The sequence below is a fragment of the Kitasatospora sp. NPDC059803 genome (assembly GCF_042732255.1).
Classification (GTDB): domain Bacteria; phylum Actinomycetota; class Actinomycetes; order Streptomycetales; family Streptomycetaceae; genus Kitasatospora.
On the sequence record NZ_JBHWIJ010000018.1, the window covers coordinates 25,295 to 39,726 of the forward strand.

The window sequence follows — 14,432 nt, forward strand, 5'->3', positions numbered from 1 at the left end:
CCCGCCCGGACTTCACCCGCGCGTACCGACCGTTCACACCACCCTGGGACCCTCCCTGTCATGAACGCCAGCCCTCAGGCGCCCTACCAGGAACCGCGCTTCCCGCTCCCCCGGCGCCACCGCCGCCTCCTCGCCGCCACCGCCGTCCTCGCCTCCATCGCCCTCGGCACCTTCGGCGTCGGCGCCACCGTCGAGACCGTCCAGCACGACACCATCGCCGCCACCACGGCCACCGCGAGGAAGTGACCCGCGAGAAAGCGACCGGCGAGAAGGAAACCGACAGGCCGTCCGATCCACCCCCTCAGCACCGCCGTCCGCCCCCGGACGCGGTGCTTCCGCCTTTCCGGCGACGGCGCAGCGGGGCAGCGGAGCGCGACGGCGCAGCGGGGCGGCGGACCGGCCTCAGGCGCGCCGCTGCTCCCGGGCCCCGGCCGGCGCGGGGCGGGAGTGGCGGCCGGTGCCGGGGACGGGGTGGAGGTCCGGGGCGGGGGCGTAGCGGGCGGCGGGCGGGCGCAGGAGCCAGCCCGGGGGGCGGCTGCCGCGGGGGGTGGGGGTGATCAGGCCGAGGTTGTGGAGCAGGTCGAGGGCGTCGCGGCGCAGCGCGGTGCGGTCGGCGAGGTAGTCGCGGCGCCAGCGGGCCGGGAGGCCGTACTCGTCGGCGATGTCGCCGAGGAGGCCGTCTATCAGCGCGTCGGGGATCGGGACGTCGCCGCCGGCGGTGGTCTCGCCGGGCAGCGGGCGGACTTCCTCGACCAGGCCTTCGAGCAGCAGCAGGGCGGCCTGCGACAGGGGGCCGGCGCCGGGGAAGACGAGGTCGGTGAGCTCGTCGGCCGGGTCGAGCAGGGCGACGCCCTCGGTCCGCAGCTCGGCCTCCAGGCCGAGGAAGTCGGCGAGCGCGGCCGGGCCGCTCAGCCGGTGCTCGCGCAGCCAGGCGCGCCGGTCCTCGGGGAGGTCGGCGTCGAGGACGGCGGGGGTCTCGGCGAGCAGGCGGCGCACCGCGGTGGCGGGTTCGGCGTCCGCGGCACGGCGGATCAGGTCGGCGGCGTCGTCGGCGAGGGCGGGCGGGCCGGCCGGGACGGCACGGGCGAGTTCGCGGTCGACGGTCAGTACGGCGGCCCGGGCGGCGGGGTCGGCCGGGTCGGCCCCGCCGGCCGGCAGGTCGCCGAGGACCTGCCAGTCGGCGAGCGCGGCGAGGGCCATCGCGCGGTCGGCCGGGCCGGCGGCGAGGCCCGGCGCCGCGGCGCGCATGGCGTCGAGCAGCCGCCCGTACGGCAGTTGCTCGGGTGCGTCGACCAACAGGGCAAGGGCGAGGGCGAGTTGGGCGTAACCGGCGGGGGTGAACGGGGCGCCGGTCGCGGGGTGTTCGAGGCGGCGGGCGGCGCCGGGGCCGAGGCCGGCCTTGCAGAGCCGGGCGTGCCAGGGGCCGACGACGAGCCGGTAGCCGAGCAGGGCGTCGAAGCGTTCGACGAGCCAGTCGCGGTGACGGCGGATCAGCGGGAAGCCGTCGGCGTGCGGGCCGGACGCGGTGACCAGCGGGTGGGCGAGCAGCAGCCGGGCAGCGATCCGGCGCTCGGCGGCGGGCAGATCGACGGCGGGCAGGGCCGGGGCCGAGACGTCCGCGGCGGGCAGGGCCGGGGCGGGGGCCGGTATCGGAAGGTCCTGGCCGGAGCGATCCTGCGCGCCCGGCACCGGGCGGGTGCGCTCGGGCTTGCGGTGCCTTCCGGGCCTACCCGGCTTGGCGCCTGACCGGACGACGGGCAGTGCGGAGGCGTCCCGCCGGGCACGGCGCAGACCGCCGACGGGGCGGGGCTCCCGGGAGCGCGGGGTGGCGGTGGCGTGCGCGGTGGGGCCGTGCCACCAGCTGACGTCGGCGTCGGGCGCCGCTTCGGCGGGGGCGCCGAGATGGCGGGCCGGGTAGAGGCCGAAGGAGGCGGCGCACAGGTCGTCGGCGGTGCCGGGGGTGGCGGCGGCGAACCAGTGGGCGAGCCGGAGCAGGCCCGGGTCGGACGAGAGCGCGGAAGCGGCGCCCGGCTCGGGGGCGGGCCTGGTCGGCGCGGCGTCAGCACGGGGGCCGGACACGGCTTCGGGCGCCGCCCCGGCTGCGGGTTCGCGTACGGCGAGGAGGGCGTCGGTGGCCCTCCGCCCCGTCCCGCCCGTGCGCCCGTCCGGCCTGCCGGTGGCCACCCGGGTGGCGCCGACCGCGTACTCCTGCTGCTCCATGTCGGGGACCAGACTAGACGGTGGCCGGGTCACCCGGTGGCAGCAACCGGCCGCGCGCCGAAGTGACCGGCGGCCCTCCGCTACGCCACCCACCGGCCCGCACCCGGCGCCACGCCGTCACCCGCCCCACACCGCCCGGGTTACGCACCGGTAACCCGCTCTTCCGCCGCACCGACGGGTCGCCTAGGGTTCGTCCCACTCCCCCACCGCCCGACCCCGGAGGTCAGCAGCCGCATGAGCATCCGTACGACCACCCGTGCCGTCCTCGGCGGCCGCCTGCGCTCGGCCGCCGGCCTGCTCGGCGGCTTCGCGGCCGCCTCGGCGACCCACCTGGGCGCGATCGCCTCCGGCGCGTCCGTGCTGCAGAACGCCACCAAGCCGGCCCTGATGCCGCTGCTGGCCGCGCACAGCGTCGCCGCGGCCGCCGGCGCCGGGCGGCGGGCACCGAAGCCGCTGGCCCCGGCGCTGCTGCTGAGCGCGGGCGGGGACGTGCTGCTCCAGCTGAAGAACGACACCGCGTTCCTGGCCGGGATGGGCTCGTTCGCGGCGGCGCACATCTGCTACGTGACGATGTTCGTCCGGCGCGGGGCGCTGACCGACCGTCGGCGGGCCCTGGTGGTGGCGGCCGCGTACGCAACCGCCTGGGTGGCCATGGTCGGGCAGCTCTGGCCGGACCTCGGGGACCTGCGGATCCCGGTGGCCGGCTACAGCCTGCTGCTCGCCTCCACGGCCGTCACCTCGGCCGGGCTGGGCTGGCGGACCGGGCTGGGCGGGGCGCTGTTCCTGCTGTCCGACACGCTGATCGCCACCCAGCTGGCGAAGTGGCGGGAGCTGCCGGGGCACCAGTTCTGGATCATGGCGACGTACGTCCTGGCCCAGTACCTGCTGGCCAGCGGCACCCTCCGGCACGAACACGAACTCGGGCACGAGCACAAGCACGAGCACGAACTCGGGCACGGGCCTCAGCAGCAGCGCAAGCCCGCGCCGCAGGCCGGCTGACACGCCTGTGCGCCGCCGGCCCGGTCAGGGTCCGACGGCGCGCGGGAAAGACAAAAAGGCGCGGTGCCCATCAGGCACCGCGCCGCCGCAGCAGCCAGAAGCCTCCGACGCCGCCCGCCACCAGGGCCAGGCCCCCGGCCAGCTCCGCCGGATCGGCCGCGACCGAACCGCCGAGGCCGGTGTTGACGGCACCGTGCGGGGCGACCTGCTGGCCGCCGGCTCCGGACTGGCCGAGCGAACCCGCCCACTCGCCGGCCGCCTTGCCCCAGTCGCCGAGGCCTTTCTCGGGACCCTTCTCAGGGCCCTTCTCGGGGCCTTTCTCGGAGCCCTTGTCGGAGCCCTTGTCAGAGCCGGCGACCGGGACGCCTGCGACCGCGACCTTGGTGGAGAACGCCCCGCCGTCCGGGCAGGTGCCGTCGATCTTGTTGTCCCCGGAGTGCTGGCCGGCCAGCCGGGCCGAGCCGCTGTGCTTGCCGTCGGAGCCCAGGGTGAGAGTGGCCGGACCGCCCTCGAACGCGGCGGAGTGGGCGGTGATGGTCTTGGCGTCGGGCTTGTCCGACTTCTCACAGGAGACCGTGAGCTTCACGGTCTGGCCCGGTGCGGCCTGGGACGGGCTGACCGAGGCCGAGCCGTCCCTGGCGGATGCAAGGGGGGCCGTCAGGCCGGTCAGCACCGTCGCGCCGATCAGGGCGGCGGCGGCCGTACGCATGGGGCGCATGCCGGAACCTCCGGGATTCTCGGGCGCAGCCGGGGGGACTCCGATGTCCACGTGGTCGAACAACTGCACCCGGTTATGCCCGACAGTAGGCAGCCCGCCCGGACCCGGCCACCGGTCGGGACCGTTCGGGTTACCGCCCCTCACCCAGGGTGATTCACAGGTCGAGGTCCACCACGACCGGCGCGTGGTCCGAGGTGCCCTTGCCCTTGCGGGCCTCGCGGTCCACATAGCTGTCGGTGACGGCGTCCACGAAGGGCTTGTTGGCGTAGGTGAGGTCGATCCGCATGCCCCGGTTCTTGGGGAAGGCCAGCTGGCGGTAGTCCCAGTAGGTGTAGGGGCGGTCGTACTTGAGCGGGCGCGGCACCACGTCGTGCAGGCCCACCTCGCCGAGGGCCTCCAGCGCCGCCCGCTCGGCGGGGGTGACGTGGGTGAGGCCCTCGAAGGCGGCGACGTCGTAGACGTCCTCGTCGGCGGGAGCGATGTTGAAGTCCCCGAGGACGGCGAACGGGCGGGGCCCGGCGGCGTCCTCGGTGGCGGCCGTGCGCAGCGCCTGCAGCCACTCCAGCTTGTAGCGGTAGTGGGCGTGGTCGACCTCGCGGCCGTTGGGCACGTAGACCGACCAGACCCGGACCGGGCCGCAGGTGGCGGCGACGGCGCGCGGCTCGACGTCGGGCAGCAGGGCGCCGTCGGCGAGGTAGCCGGGCTGGCCGGGCAGGTCGCGCACGACGTCGTCCAGGCCGAGCCGGGAGACGATCGCGACGCCGTTCCACCGGCCGGTGCCGTGGGCCGCCGTCTCGTACCCGAGGGCGCGCACCTCCTCGTACGGGAAGGCGTCGGCCGCGCACTTGAGCTCCTGGAGGCAGAGCACGTCGGGCTTGGCGCTCTCCAGCCACTCCAGGAGCTTGGGCAGCCGCGCGGTGACGGAGTTGATGTTCCAGGTGGCGATGCGGACGGTCACGGCGGGCGGCCTTCCCGGTGGTTCGGTACGGACGGGCGGTTCGGTACGGACGGGCGGTCCGGTCAAGACGAGGGGCGGGCACCCCCCCGAGGGGACGCCCACCCCGAACATACCGCCCGGCACCGACAGCGCGGTCCGGCCGGCCTGCGGCCCGGTCAGCCCGTGGGCCGGACCACCGCCGCGGAGCCGCCTCCGCGCCGGACCGGTTCGGCCGCGGCCACCCACCGCCCGTCCGGCAGCCGTTCGACGCCGGTCGCGGCGCCGATCTCGGCGACGGACGTGAAGCTGTGCCCGAGCGCCTCCAGGGCGGCCCGTTCGGGCAGCGCCAGGAAGCCGGGCTCGGCCTGGGTGGCGACGGTGTTGCGCTGGCTGGCGCGCGGTGCGGCGATGGCCTGTTCCAGGCTCAGGCCCCGGTCGAGCCGCCCGAGCAGCACCTGGAGGGTGGTGGTGATGATGGTCGCGCCGCCGGGGCTGCCGGTGGCCAGCAGCGGTTCGCCGTCGCGCAGCACGATGGTCGGGGAGATCGAGGAGCGCGGCCGCTTGCCCGGACCGGGCAGGTTGGGGTCGGGGACGCCCGGGGTGAGCGGGGTGAAGTCGAAGTCGGTGAGCTCGTTGTTGAGCAGGAAGCCGCGGCCCGGGACGGTGATGCCGCTGCCGCCGGTCTGCTCGATGGTGAGGGTGTAGGAGACGACGTTGCCCCAGCGGTCGGCCACGCTGAGGTGGGTGGTGTTGGGGCCCTCGTAGGGCTCGGCGACGGCGGGGCCGGCCTCGGCGCAGTCGGCGGGGTGGCGCGGGTCGCCGGGGGCGAGCGGGCTGGTGAGGGCGCGGTCGGGGCTGATCAGGCAGGCCCGGGAGGCGGCGTAGCGCGCGGAGAGCAGTTCCTTGGTGGGGACGTCGCCGAAGGCCGGGTCGCCGACCCAGCGGTTGCGGTCGGCGAAGGCGATCCGGGAGGCGTCCAGGAAGTGGTGGTAGTACTGCGTGTCGCTGTACGCGCCGAGGTCGCCGTCCTCCAGGATGCCGAGCGCCTCGCCGACGGTGGTGCCGCCGGAGCTGGAGGGGGCGATGGAGTAGACGTCGTAGTCCCGGTACGGGACGTGGGTGGGCGCCTGGCGGCGGACCTGGTAGGCGGCGAGGTCGGCGGTGTCGATCTTGCCGGGGCGGGCCTTGCGGCCGGAGGCCGGGTCGACCGGCGGGTGCTGGACGGTGTCGGCCACGTCCTTGCCGAGGTCGCCCTGGTAGAAGGCCTTGACGCCGTCCTTGGCGAGCAGCCGGTAGGTGGCGGCGAGGTCGGGGTTGCGCAGGACGGTGCCGACCTCGGGGGGCTTGCCGCCGGGCAGGTAGAGCTTGGCGGTGTCCGGGAAGTCCTTGAACCGGTCGTAGTTGTCGGCGGTCTGGCCGTGGAAGGTCTGGTCGACGACGAAGCCGTTGTCGGCGATCCGCTCGGCGGGCTTGAGGGCGTCGGCGAGCGTGCGGGTGCCCCACTGGCGCAGGGCGGTGTCCCAGGTGGCGGCGGTGCCGGGGACGCCGACGGACAGGCCGCTGGTGACGGCGTCGGCGAAGGCCAGCGGCTTGCCGTCCTCCAGGAACAGCCCGCTGTCGGCGGTGCGGCCGGCCACCTCGCGGCCGTCGATGGTGTGCACCCGGCCGGTGGCGTGGTCGTAGTAGACGAAGTACCCGCCGCCGCCGATGCCGGAGGAGTAGGGCTCGGTGACGCCGAGGGCGGCCGCGGTCGCGACCGCCGCGTCGACCGCGTTGCCGCCCTTGCGCAGCACCTCGATGCCGGCCGCGGTGGCGTCGGCGTCGACGCTGGCCACCGCTCCGCCCCGGCCCACCGCCTCGGGGGCCTTCGGCGGCGGGGCCGCCCCGGCCGCCCCGGCCGGCCCGGCGCAGGACCAGACCAGGGCGGTGGCGAGCAGCAGCGGTGGTGCGATCCGGGCCAGAGCCCTCATCCGAGTCCTCCTGAGTCGACGTCAACTCCGTTGTCTCACAGGAGGCATGATCCCGACAATCACACCGCACCGCTACCAACCGGTAGTTGACGCGGTCGACGCGATCGGGGAGGGGACGGTCAGACGCCGCTGCGCTCGACCCGGCGCCGCTTGATGGTGCGGAACCGGCGGGCGACCTGCCGGGCGAGGTCGGCGGCGCCGACCAGGCCGGCCTCGTTGCCGAGTGCGGCGTGCACGATGCTGGCCTCGGGCCGGAAGCCGCGCCCGGTGAGGGTGCGGCGGAAGGTGTCCCGGGCCGGGCCGAGCAGCAGGTCGCCGGCCTCGGAGACGCCGCCGCCGATGACGAAGCGGCCCGGGTCGAGCGCGGCGGCCAGGTTGGCGATGCCGACGCCGAGCCAGGTGCCGACCTCGTAGAGCAGTTCGGTGGCGGTCGGGTCGCCGGCCCGGGCGGCCTCGGTGACCAGCGGTCCGGTGATGCCCTCGACGGTGCCGCCGGCCCGGGCGAGCAGCGGCTGCACCACCGGGGACTCCTCGGCGACGAGTTCGCGGGCGTCGCGCACCAGCGCGTTGCCGGAGGAGTACTGCTCCCAGCAGCCGCGGTTGCCGCACGGGCAGCGGTGGCCGCCGGGCAGCACCTGCATGTGGCCGAACTCGCCCGCCAGGCCGTACTTGCCGCGGTCGACGTAGCCGTCGCGGACGACGGCGCCGCCGATGCCGGTGCCCAGGGTGAGCATCACCATGTGGTCCTCGCCGCGCCCGGCGCCGAAGCGCCATTCGGCCCAGGCGGCGGCGTTGGCGTCGTTCTCGACGATCACCGGGAAGCGCAGCCGCTCGCTGAGCGCCTGCTGGAGCGGCTCGCCCCGCCAGTTCAGGTGCGGGGCGAACAGCACCGTGGAGCGGTCGGCGTCGACCCAGCCGGCCGCGCCGATGCCGACGGCGTGGACGTCGTGCCGGTCGGCGAGCTCCAGCACCAGGTCGACGATGACGTTCTCGACGACCTTGGCGCTCTTGCTCTTGTCGGGGGTGTCGGTGCGCAGCTTCTCCAGCACCGTGCCCTCGCCGTCGACCACTCCGGCGACCACCTTGGTGCCGCCGATGTCGACGCCGATGGTGGGCAGTCGCAGTATCCCGGCGGGCAGGGCGCGGCGGCGGCGCTCGGCGCGGGGGCCGAGGCCGAGCAGGGTGGGCAGGACGGCCGGCCGGGTGCTGCCTTGGGGGCTGGTCACGGCTACGGACGCTCCTCACGGGGCTCGGGGTCAGGACGGGGCTCGGGGTCGGTGCGGGGCCGGGGTTCGGTGCGGGGCTGGGGTTCGGTGCGGGGCTGGGGTTCGGTGCGGGGCTCAGGCTCGGTGGGCCGGGCCAGCTCGTGCGAGAGTTCGGCGAGGTCGGAGCCGCCGGCCATCTCGGTGGTGAGCTGTTCGAGGCCGATCTCGGTGCGCGGGTGGCTGCCGGCCATCCGGCCCCGCTTGAGCAGGGTGAAGTGGTCGCCGACCAGGTACGCGTGGTGCGGGTTGTGGGTGATCAGGACGACCCCGAGCCCGGCGTCGCGGGCGGCGGTGACGTACTTGAGCACCACTCCGGACTGCTTGACGCCGAGCGCCGCGGTCGGCTCGTCCAGGATGAGCACCTTGGCGCCGAAGTGCACGGCCCGGGCGATCGCGACGCACTGGCGCTGGCCGCCGGAGAGGGTGCCGATCGGGCGGTCCACGTCGTGCAGGTCGATGCCCATCCGGGCGAGCGCCTCGCGGGTGGTGGCGCGCATCGCCTCGGCGTCCAGGCGCAGGCCGCCCCAGCGGCGGTGGCCCTGCTCGGAGCCGAGGAAGAAGTTGCGCCAGACCGGCATCAGCGGGACGACGGCGAGGTCCTGGTAGACGGTGGCGATGCCGCGGTCCAGGGCCTGGCGCGGGGAGTCGAGCCGGACCTCCTCGCCGCCGACGGTGTAGGTGCCCTCGTCGTGCTGGTGCAGCCCGGAGATGATCTTGATCAGGGTGGACTTGCCGGCGCCGTTGTCGCCGAGCACGCAGCTGATCTCGCCGGCGTGCAGGGTGAGCGAGACGTCCTGGAGGGCGCGGACGGTGCCGTAGCTCTTGCCGACGCCCTCCAGGGCGAGCAGTTCGGTCTTCATCGGGGCCCCCGTTCGGCCTGGCGCTTGACGTACGCGTTCAGCAGGGCGGCGAGCAGCAGCATCGCGCCGAGGAAGAACTTGAACCAGTCCGGGTTCCACTGGGCGTAGATGATCCCCTTGCTGGCCATGCCGAAGATCAGCGCGCCGAGCGCGGAGCCGACCACCGAGCCGTAGCCGCCGGTGATCAGGCAGCCGCCGATGACGGCCGCGACGATGTAGATCAGCTCGTTGCCGACGCCCTCGCCGGACTGCACGGTGTCGAAGGAGAACAGCAGGTGCTGGCCGAGCACCCAGGCGCCGAAGCCGACGCCGAGGTAGAGCAGGGTCTTGGTGCGGGCGACCGGCACACCGACCGCGCGGGCGGCGTCCGCGTCGCCGCCGACGGCGAAGATCCAGTTGCCGAAGCGGGTGCGCAGCAGCACCCAGCTGCCGACCGCGAGCAGGCCGAGCCACCACCAGACGGTGGCCTTGATCGTCAGTCCGCCGACGGTGACCTCGGAGGCGAACAGCCAGCGGCAGGCGGCGAAGCCCTCCATGTCGGAGATCGGCTTGGTGGAGACGGTGCCGGAGACCAGCTTGGTGACGCCGAGGTTGGCACCGGTCAGCATCAGGAAGGTGCCGAGGGTGACGATGAAGCTGGGCAGCCGGGTGCGGCCGAGCATCCAGCCGTTGAAGGCGCCGACGGCCAGGGTGACGGCGAGCGAGACCAGCACGCCGACCCAGGTCACCGCGGTGAACTGGTAGGAGACCATCGAGGAGGTCAGCGCGGCGGTGGTGACCAGCACGCCCGCCGACAGGTCGAACTCGCCGCCGATCATCAGCAGCGAGACCGGGACGGCCATGATCCCGATGGTGGACGCCGCGTAGAGCACGGTGCCCAGCGAGGAGACCCGCAGGAAGGGTTCGGCGGCCACCGCGAAGACGGTGAACACCGCGACGGCGGCGATCAGCGAGCCGAGCTCGGGGCGGGCGAGGAGGCGGCGCAGCGCGGCCGGGCGGTCCTGGGCGAGGACGTCGGTGGTGCTCACCTGGTCCCCCTCGCGACGTACTCGGCGAGCGCGTCGGCGTCGTCCTTGGTCAGGATCTGCGGGCCGGTCGCGACGGGCTTGCCGCCGCCGAGCATGTCCAGGTTGGACTTGTACAGCCAGAGCAGGTCGACGCCCTCGTAGCCCTGGAGGTAGGGCTGCTGGTCGACGGCGAAGCCGACGGAGCCGGACTTGAGGCCGGCCACCACCTGCGGCCCCAGGTCGAAGGTGTCGAGCTCGACGGCGCGGTGGACGTCCTGGACGGCCTGGAGGCCGGTGGCGGCCATCGGGCCGGAGAGGGTGAGCACGGTGTCGATGGCCGGGTCGGCCTGGAGCTTGGCGGAGATCGCGGCGCGGGCGTCGGGCATGTTGACGCCGTCCACGTACAGCACCTGGAAGGCGCCGCCGGCCTTGGACTGGGCGCCTGAGCAGCGCTGCTCCTGGCCGATGTTGCCCTGCTCGTGGATGACGCAGAGCACGTTCTTGCGGCCGCGGCCGGCCAGCTCGGTGCCGGCCGCCTGGCCGGCGGTGGACTCGTCCTGGCCGATGTGGGTGAGCGCGCCGAACTTGGCGGAGTACTCCTGGCCGGAGTTGACGGTGATCACGGGGATGCCGGCGGCCTTGGCCTTGCCGAGGACGTCGGCCATGGCGTCGCCCTTGGCGAGGGTGACCAGCAGGCCGTCGACCTTCTGGTCGATGGCGGCCTGGACGAGCTGGACCTGGTTCTGGGTCTGCGCGTCGTTGGAGTACAGGAAGGTGATGTTGTCCTTGGCGGCGGCCTGCTCGGCACCCTTGCGCACGCTGTCCCAGAAAGCGTCGCCGGCCCCGGCGTGGGTCACCATGGCGACCTTCCAGCGCGGGGTGGTGACGGCGCTGCCGCCGGCGGCCGACGCCTTGGCGCGGGCCTCCTCGGCACGGCGGCCTCCGGTACTGCTGCAACCGGCCGCTGTGACCGCGAGTGCCAGGAGGGCGCAGACGGGCCAGAAGCGGCGGGACGGGCGAAAGCGGGTTGTGCTCATCCCCCTAGTCTCTCTGGCCGGGCGGCACGTGGATGACACCGCCTCGCCCGGCGGCGCCCGCGACGCGGGAGGTAAGGTGCCCCGGGGGACCTTCCTGGAAGTTCGCTGGACATCTCGTCCGGACGACGGCCGTCCGGGTGGCAGACTTAGCGCCGACCCGAAACAGGAACATCACAGGAAACGTGATGTTCCTCTCAGGTTCCGCACAGATTCGGATGGCAACCGATCATCGGTTCAGCGCCGTCCAATGCCATTGGAGTGCGTTCGGGCGAGTGGGGCTCGGGCGGCCAGCAACCCGGATACGAGAACTTGATGCAACTGACAGGTACGCCATTCTTCATCCTCACCGTCATCCTGGTGCCGGTGTCCATCGCGGTGGCGCTCCTGTACTGGGGCAAGGTCCGCGGGCCGAACCCGGTGCGGATCCTGTCCAGGCTCGTCATGATCATGTTCTGCCAGATCACGGCCGTGCTGATGGTCTTCGTGATGGTCAACAACGCCAACCTGATCTACGGCAACTGGGACGACCTGCTCGGCACCGGCGACCACGTCCGGGCCGTGCCGCAGGTGGCGCCGGCCGACCAGGGCGCCGCCGCGGGCAAGGACGGCGCCGGCCAGGGCACTGGCGACGCGGCCAAGCAGCCGCCGAAGGCGCTCCAGAAGTTCGCCGGCGTGGGCGACCCGGCGGTGCCCGGCGACGTCCAGAAGACCGAGCTCAAGGGCCAGGTGTCCGGGGTCGACGGCGAGGTCCTGGTCTGGCTGCCGCCGCAGTACAACGACCCGGCGTTCAAGGACAAGAAGTTCCCGGTGGTCGAGCTGATCCCGGGCTACCCGGGCTCCTCCTCCACCTGGTACGGCACCCTCAAGGTCTCCGAGCAGCTCAAGCCGCTGATGCAGCAGGGCAAGGTCTCCCCGTTCATCCTGGTCTCGCCGCGCACCCTGCTCCTCGGCAACCACCAGGACGCCGGCTGCACCGACATCCCCGGCAAGATCAACGCCGACGCCTGGCTCACCCGGGACGTCCCGCAGATGATCATGGACAACTTCCGCGCCGACCCGTCCCCGGACCGCTGGGGCATCGCCGGCTACTCGGCCGGCGCCCACTGCGCGGCCAAGCTGTCCCTGGCGCACCCCAACCGGTACCGGGCCGCGATCTCGATGTCCGGCTACAACGACCCGGCGTCCGAGAACGACTCCCTGGTCGGCAAGGACCCGAAGCTGCGCGAGGCCAACAACCCGGTCAACATCCTCAAGAGCGCCCAGCAGCCGCCGAAGGTCAGCCTCTACATCAGCGGCAAGAAGGGCGACGGCCTGGAGGACGGCCAGGCGATCGCGGCGGCGGCCAAGGAGCCGACCAAGGTGCAGGTCCAGGAGAGCAACGGCCCGCACACCACCGAGCTGTGGAAGACCATGGTGCCGAGCATCTTCGAGTGGATGACCTCGGTCATCCCGCCGCAGTAGTCCCACGCAGTAGTCCCACGCAGTAACGATCATGCAGGAGGGCCCGCCGCAAGCACTCGCGGCGGGCCCCTCCTGCATGCGGCACGGCTCTCAGGCCCGGCCGTCAGACCCAGCCCTCGGACCCGGCCGTCCCGACCCGTCAGGCCAGTTCGAGCGCCAGGTAGAAGTCCACCCGGTCCTCCAGCCGGGAGAGGTCACGGCCGGTCAGCTCCTCGATCCGGCCGATCCGGTAGCGCAGGGTGTTGACGTGGACGTGCAGCTGCGCGGCGCAGCGCGTCCAGGAGCCGTCCGAGCGCAGGAACGCCTCCAGGGTGCGGACCAGGTCCGCCTGGTGCTCGATGTCGTACGCGATCACCTTGTCCAGCAGCCGGCTGCGGAAGGCGCGGCGGACCTCGTCCGGGACGGCCGCCAGCAGCAGCACGTGCGAGGCCAGCTCCTCGGGGCCCGCCACGCAGACCCGGCCGACCCGGGCGGCGGCGATCCGGCGGGCGTGCCGGGCCTCCTCCAGGGCGCCGCGCAGGCCGCCGGCCTCGGAGGCGGGGGCGGAGACGCCGAGGGTGATCCGGCCCTCCGAGCCGAGGCCCGCCTCCAGCGGGGCGAGCAGGTCGCGCAGGGTCTCGGCGGGCACCGGGCCGTCCAGGGCGGGCAGCACCACGACGGCGCCGGAGCCGGCCCCGGCGACCAGCGCGCGGTCGGTGGTGCCGCCCAGCGCCTCCTCCAGGACGGCGCGCACCACGCCCTCGGGCAGGCCGGTGCCCTCGGCGCTGAGCACCAGCCAGGACCCGTCCTGGGCCTGGGGTTTGGGCTCGACGCTCTCGTAGCGGGCGGCCATCGCCGTGGAGGCGTACAGGGTGCGGCTGATCTCGGCCGGGTCGGCGTCGCGCTGGAGCAGGGCCAGCACCTCGTCGGCGAGGCGGCGGCGCAGCCGGCGGCCCTCGTCGCGGCGGTGGCGCTCGGCGGCGACCAGCCGGGCCAGGTTCTCGGCGAGCTGCTGGCGCTTGGCGGTCCACTCGGTGACGTCGCCGGCCACCGCGAGCACCCAGTCGGCCAGCGGCGCCTGGTGGTCGGCCGAGGCCGGGGCGGGCAGCAGCGAGTAGGAGCCGCCGGCCAGGCGGGCCCGGTGCGGGGGGCGGCGGCGCTGGCGCTGGGCGCCGAGGTGGGCGCGGACCAGCTGGTCGCGGTCCTCGGCCGGGAGGCGGTCGGCGGGGCCGGCGATCACCGCGCCGGTGGGGGTGAGCACCCAGCAGTCGAGGTCGAGGTCGCCGCCGAGCAGGTCCAGCACCGCGTCCAGCCCGCCGCCGCCGGCCGCCGAGACCAGCAGGCGGTGCCGGTCGACGAGGGCGGCGAGGTCGGCGGCGCGGTCGGCGGAGACCTGGCGGCCGATGAACTCGGTGACGGTGCCGAAGGCGATGTCGTCGGGGACGGCCAGCAGCGGCATCCGGTGCCGCCGGCAGGCCTCCACCAGGTCCTCGGGCACCGGGCCGACCTCGGCCTCGCCGGCCGCCAGGGCGACCGCGCCGCCGGCCACGATGGTCCGCACGAACCGCTCGGAGTCGGCCGGGGCGGTGCGCCACAGCATGCCGGTGAGCACCAGCTCGCCGCCGTGCAGGTAGCGGCCGGGGTCGTGCAGGTCCGTGGTCATGACGCCGCTGACCTGCCGGTCCAGCTCGTCCTCGGCCGCGAGCAGGCGCAGTCGCGGGGCGCCGGGGGCGAGCAGGTCACGGACACGCATCCGCGGACTCCTAACGGGGCTGAGGGTGGGATGGGGCTGAGGGGGTGGGCCGAACGGGGGAGGCCCGAGCGTTCGGTCGGGGGTCACAGTGTGCCCGAACATCCGTACTTGTCGTCACGTCCGGGCGGGCGACCGGATCACGGGCCCGTCGCTTGCGAATCACGGCCGGATTACGGTCGTAGGTAGCACCTGGTGAACACCTGGGCTGCGCATTCCTCTCCTTAGA

12 protein-coding genes are annotated in these 14,432 nt (G+C 74.3%); 3 read left to right on the forward strand and 9 right to left on the reverse strand.

What is annotated here, in order from left to right:
- Positions 1-60: 60 nt before the first annotated feature.
- Positions 61-246 (forward strand): hypothetical protein, encoded by a 186-nt coding sequence (locus ACFV6I_RS04995; protein ID WP_063350032.1) that lies wholly within the window; start codon positions 61-63, stop codon positions 244-246.
- A gap of 156 nt (positions 247-402) precedes the next feature.
- Here ACFV6I_RS04995 and ACFV6I_RS05000 read toward each other — a convergent pair whose 3' ends face one another.
- Entirely contained in the window at positions 403-2,220 is a 1,818-nt protein-coding gene (locus ACFV6I_RS05000) for a DUF2398 family protein (RefSeq protein ID WP_380423605.1), read from the reverse strand.
- A 234-nt stretch (positions 2,221-2,454) separates the two neighbouring features.
- Between ACFV6I_RS05000 and ACFV6I_RS05005 the strand changes: the two genes are divergently transcribed.
- A complete protein-coding gene (locus ACFV6I_RS05005; RefSeq protein ID WP_380423606.1) occupies positions 2,455-3,219 on the forward strand; it encodes a lysoplasmalogenase in 765 nt (254 codons plus the stop codon).
- A 70-nt stretch (positions 3,220-3,289) separates the two neighbouring features.
- On the opposite strand, the gene ACFV6I_RS05010 is transcribed toward ACFV6I_RS05005, so the two are convergent.
- The 7 genes from ACFV6I_RS05010 to ACFV6I_RS05040 all read right to left on the reverse strand — a co-directional run bounded on the left by ACFV6I_RS05010 (position 3,290) and on the right by ACFV6I_RS05040 (position 11,013).
- Positions 3,290-3,937, reverse strand: a complete 648-nt coding sequence (locus tag ACFV6I_RS05010; RefSeq protein ID WP_380423607.1) for a hypothetical protein — start codon at positions 3,935-3,937, stop codon at positions 3,290-3,292.
- Between the two features lie 154 nt (positions 3,938-4,091).
- Entirely contained in the window at positions 4,092-4,895 is an 804-nt protein-coding gene (locus tag ACFV6I_RS05015) for an exodeoxyribonuclease III (RefSeq protein ID WP_063350028.1), read from the reverse strand.
- Between the two features lie 155 nt (positions 4,896-5,050).
- The gene (gene ggt / locus ACFV6I_RS05020; RefSeq protein WP_380423608.1) at positions 5,051-6,844 is read right to left on the reverse strand and encodes a gamma-glutamyltransferase; all 1,794 of its coding nucleotides are present in this window, start codon (positions 6,842-6,844) and stop codon (positions 5,051-5,053) included.
- Positions 6,845-6,963: 119 nt separating this feature from the next.
- Complete coding sequence (locus ACFV6I_RS05025; RefSeq protein WP_063350026.1) at positions 6,964-8,070, reverse strand: ROK family glucokinase; 1,107 nt, start codon at positions 8,068-8,070, stop codon at positions 6,964-6,966.
- Positions 8,071-8,072: 2 nt separating this feature from the next.
- Positions 8,073-8,969, reverse strand: coding sequence for an ATP-binding cassette domain-containing protein (locus tag ACFV6I_RS05030; RefSeq protein ID WP_380423609.1), 897 nt, complete (start codon positions 8,967-8,969; stop codon positions 8,073-8,075).
- Positions 8,966-9,997 carry an ABC transporter permease gene (locus tag ACFV6I_RS05035; RefSeq protein WP_063350025.1) on the reverse strand — a complete coding sequence of 344 codons (1,032 nt, stop codon included), beginning with the start codon at positions 9,995-9,997 and terminating at the stop codon, positions 8,966-8,968. The genes ACFV6I_RS05030 and ACFV6I_RS05035 overlap by 4 nt, the downstream gene beginning before the upstream one ends.
- Complete coding sequence (locus ACFV6I_RS05040; protein WP_063350024.1) at positions 9,994-11,013, reverse strand: sugar ABC transporter substrate-binding protein; 1,020 nt, start codon at positions 11,011-11,013, stop codon at positions 9,994-9,996. Before ACFV6I_RS05040 ends, ACFV6I_RS05035 begins: the two co-directional genes overlap by 4 nt.
- A gap of 312 nt (positions 11,014-11,325) precedes the next feature.
- Between ACFV6I_RS05040 and ACFV6I_RS05045 the strand changes: the two genes are divergently transcribed.
- Positions 11,326-12,474 carry an alpha/beta hydrolase gene (locus ACFV6I_RS05045; protein WP_380423610.1) on the forward strand — a complete coding sequence of 383 codons (1,149 nt, stop codon included), beginning with the start codon at positions 11,326-11,328 and terminating at the stop codon, positions 12,472-12,474.
- Positions 12,475-12,613: 139 nt separating this feature from the next.
- On the opposite strand, the gene ACFV6I_RS05050 is transcribed toward ACFV6I_RS05045, so the two are convergent.
- Positions 12,614-14,206 carry a PucR family transcriptional regulator gene (locus ACFV6I_RS05050; RefSeq protein ID WP_380340180.1) on the reverse strand — a complete coding sequence of 531 codons (1,593 nt, stop codon included), beginning with the start codon at positions 14,204-14,206 and terminating at the stop codon, positions 12,614-12,616.
- Between the last annotated feature and the right edge of the window lie 226 nt (positions 14,207-14,432).

Bases quoted from the DNA above. Each gene is read 5' to 3' on its own strand.
- ggt (WP_380423608.1), bottom strand. From the start codon at position 6,844: ATGAGGGCTCTGGCCCGGATCGCACCACCGCTGCTGCTCGCCACCGCC.
- ACFV6I_RS05030 (WP_380423609.1), bottom strand. From the start codon at position 8,969: ATGAAGACCGAACTGCTCGCCCTGGAGGGCGTCGGCAAGAGCTACGGC.
- ACFV6I_RS05045 (WP_380423610.1), top strand. From the start codon at position 11,326: ATGCAACTGACAGGTACGCCATTCTTCATCCTCACCGTCATCCTGGTG.
- ACFV6I_RS05005 (WP_380423606.1), top strand. From the start codon at position 2,455: ATGAGCATCCGTACGACCACCCGTGCCGTCCTCGGCGGCCGCCTGCGC.
- ACFV6I_RS05040 (WP_063350024.1), bottom strand. From the start codon at position 11,013: ATGAGCACAACCCGCTTTCGCCCGTCCCGCCGCTTCTGGCCCGTCTGC.
- ACFV6I_RS05010 (WP_380423607.1), bottom strand. From the start codon at position 3,937: ATGCGCCCCATGCGTACGGCCGCCGCCGCCCTGATCGGCGCGACGGTG.
- ACFV6I_RS05000 (WP_380423605.1), bottom strand. From the start codon at position 2,220: ATGGAGCAGCAGGAGTACGCGGTCGGCGCCACCCGGGTGGCCACCGGC.
- ACFV6I_RS05050 (WP_380340180.1), bottom strand. From the start codon at position 14,206: ATGCGTGTCCGTGACCTGCTCGCCCCCGGCGCCCCGCGACTGCGCCTG.
- ACFV6I_RS04995 (WP_063350032.1), top strand. From the start codon at position 61: ATGAACGCCAGCCCTCAGGCGCCCTACCAGGAACCGCGCTTCCCGCTC.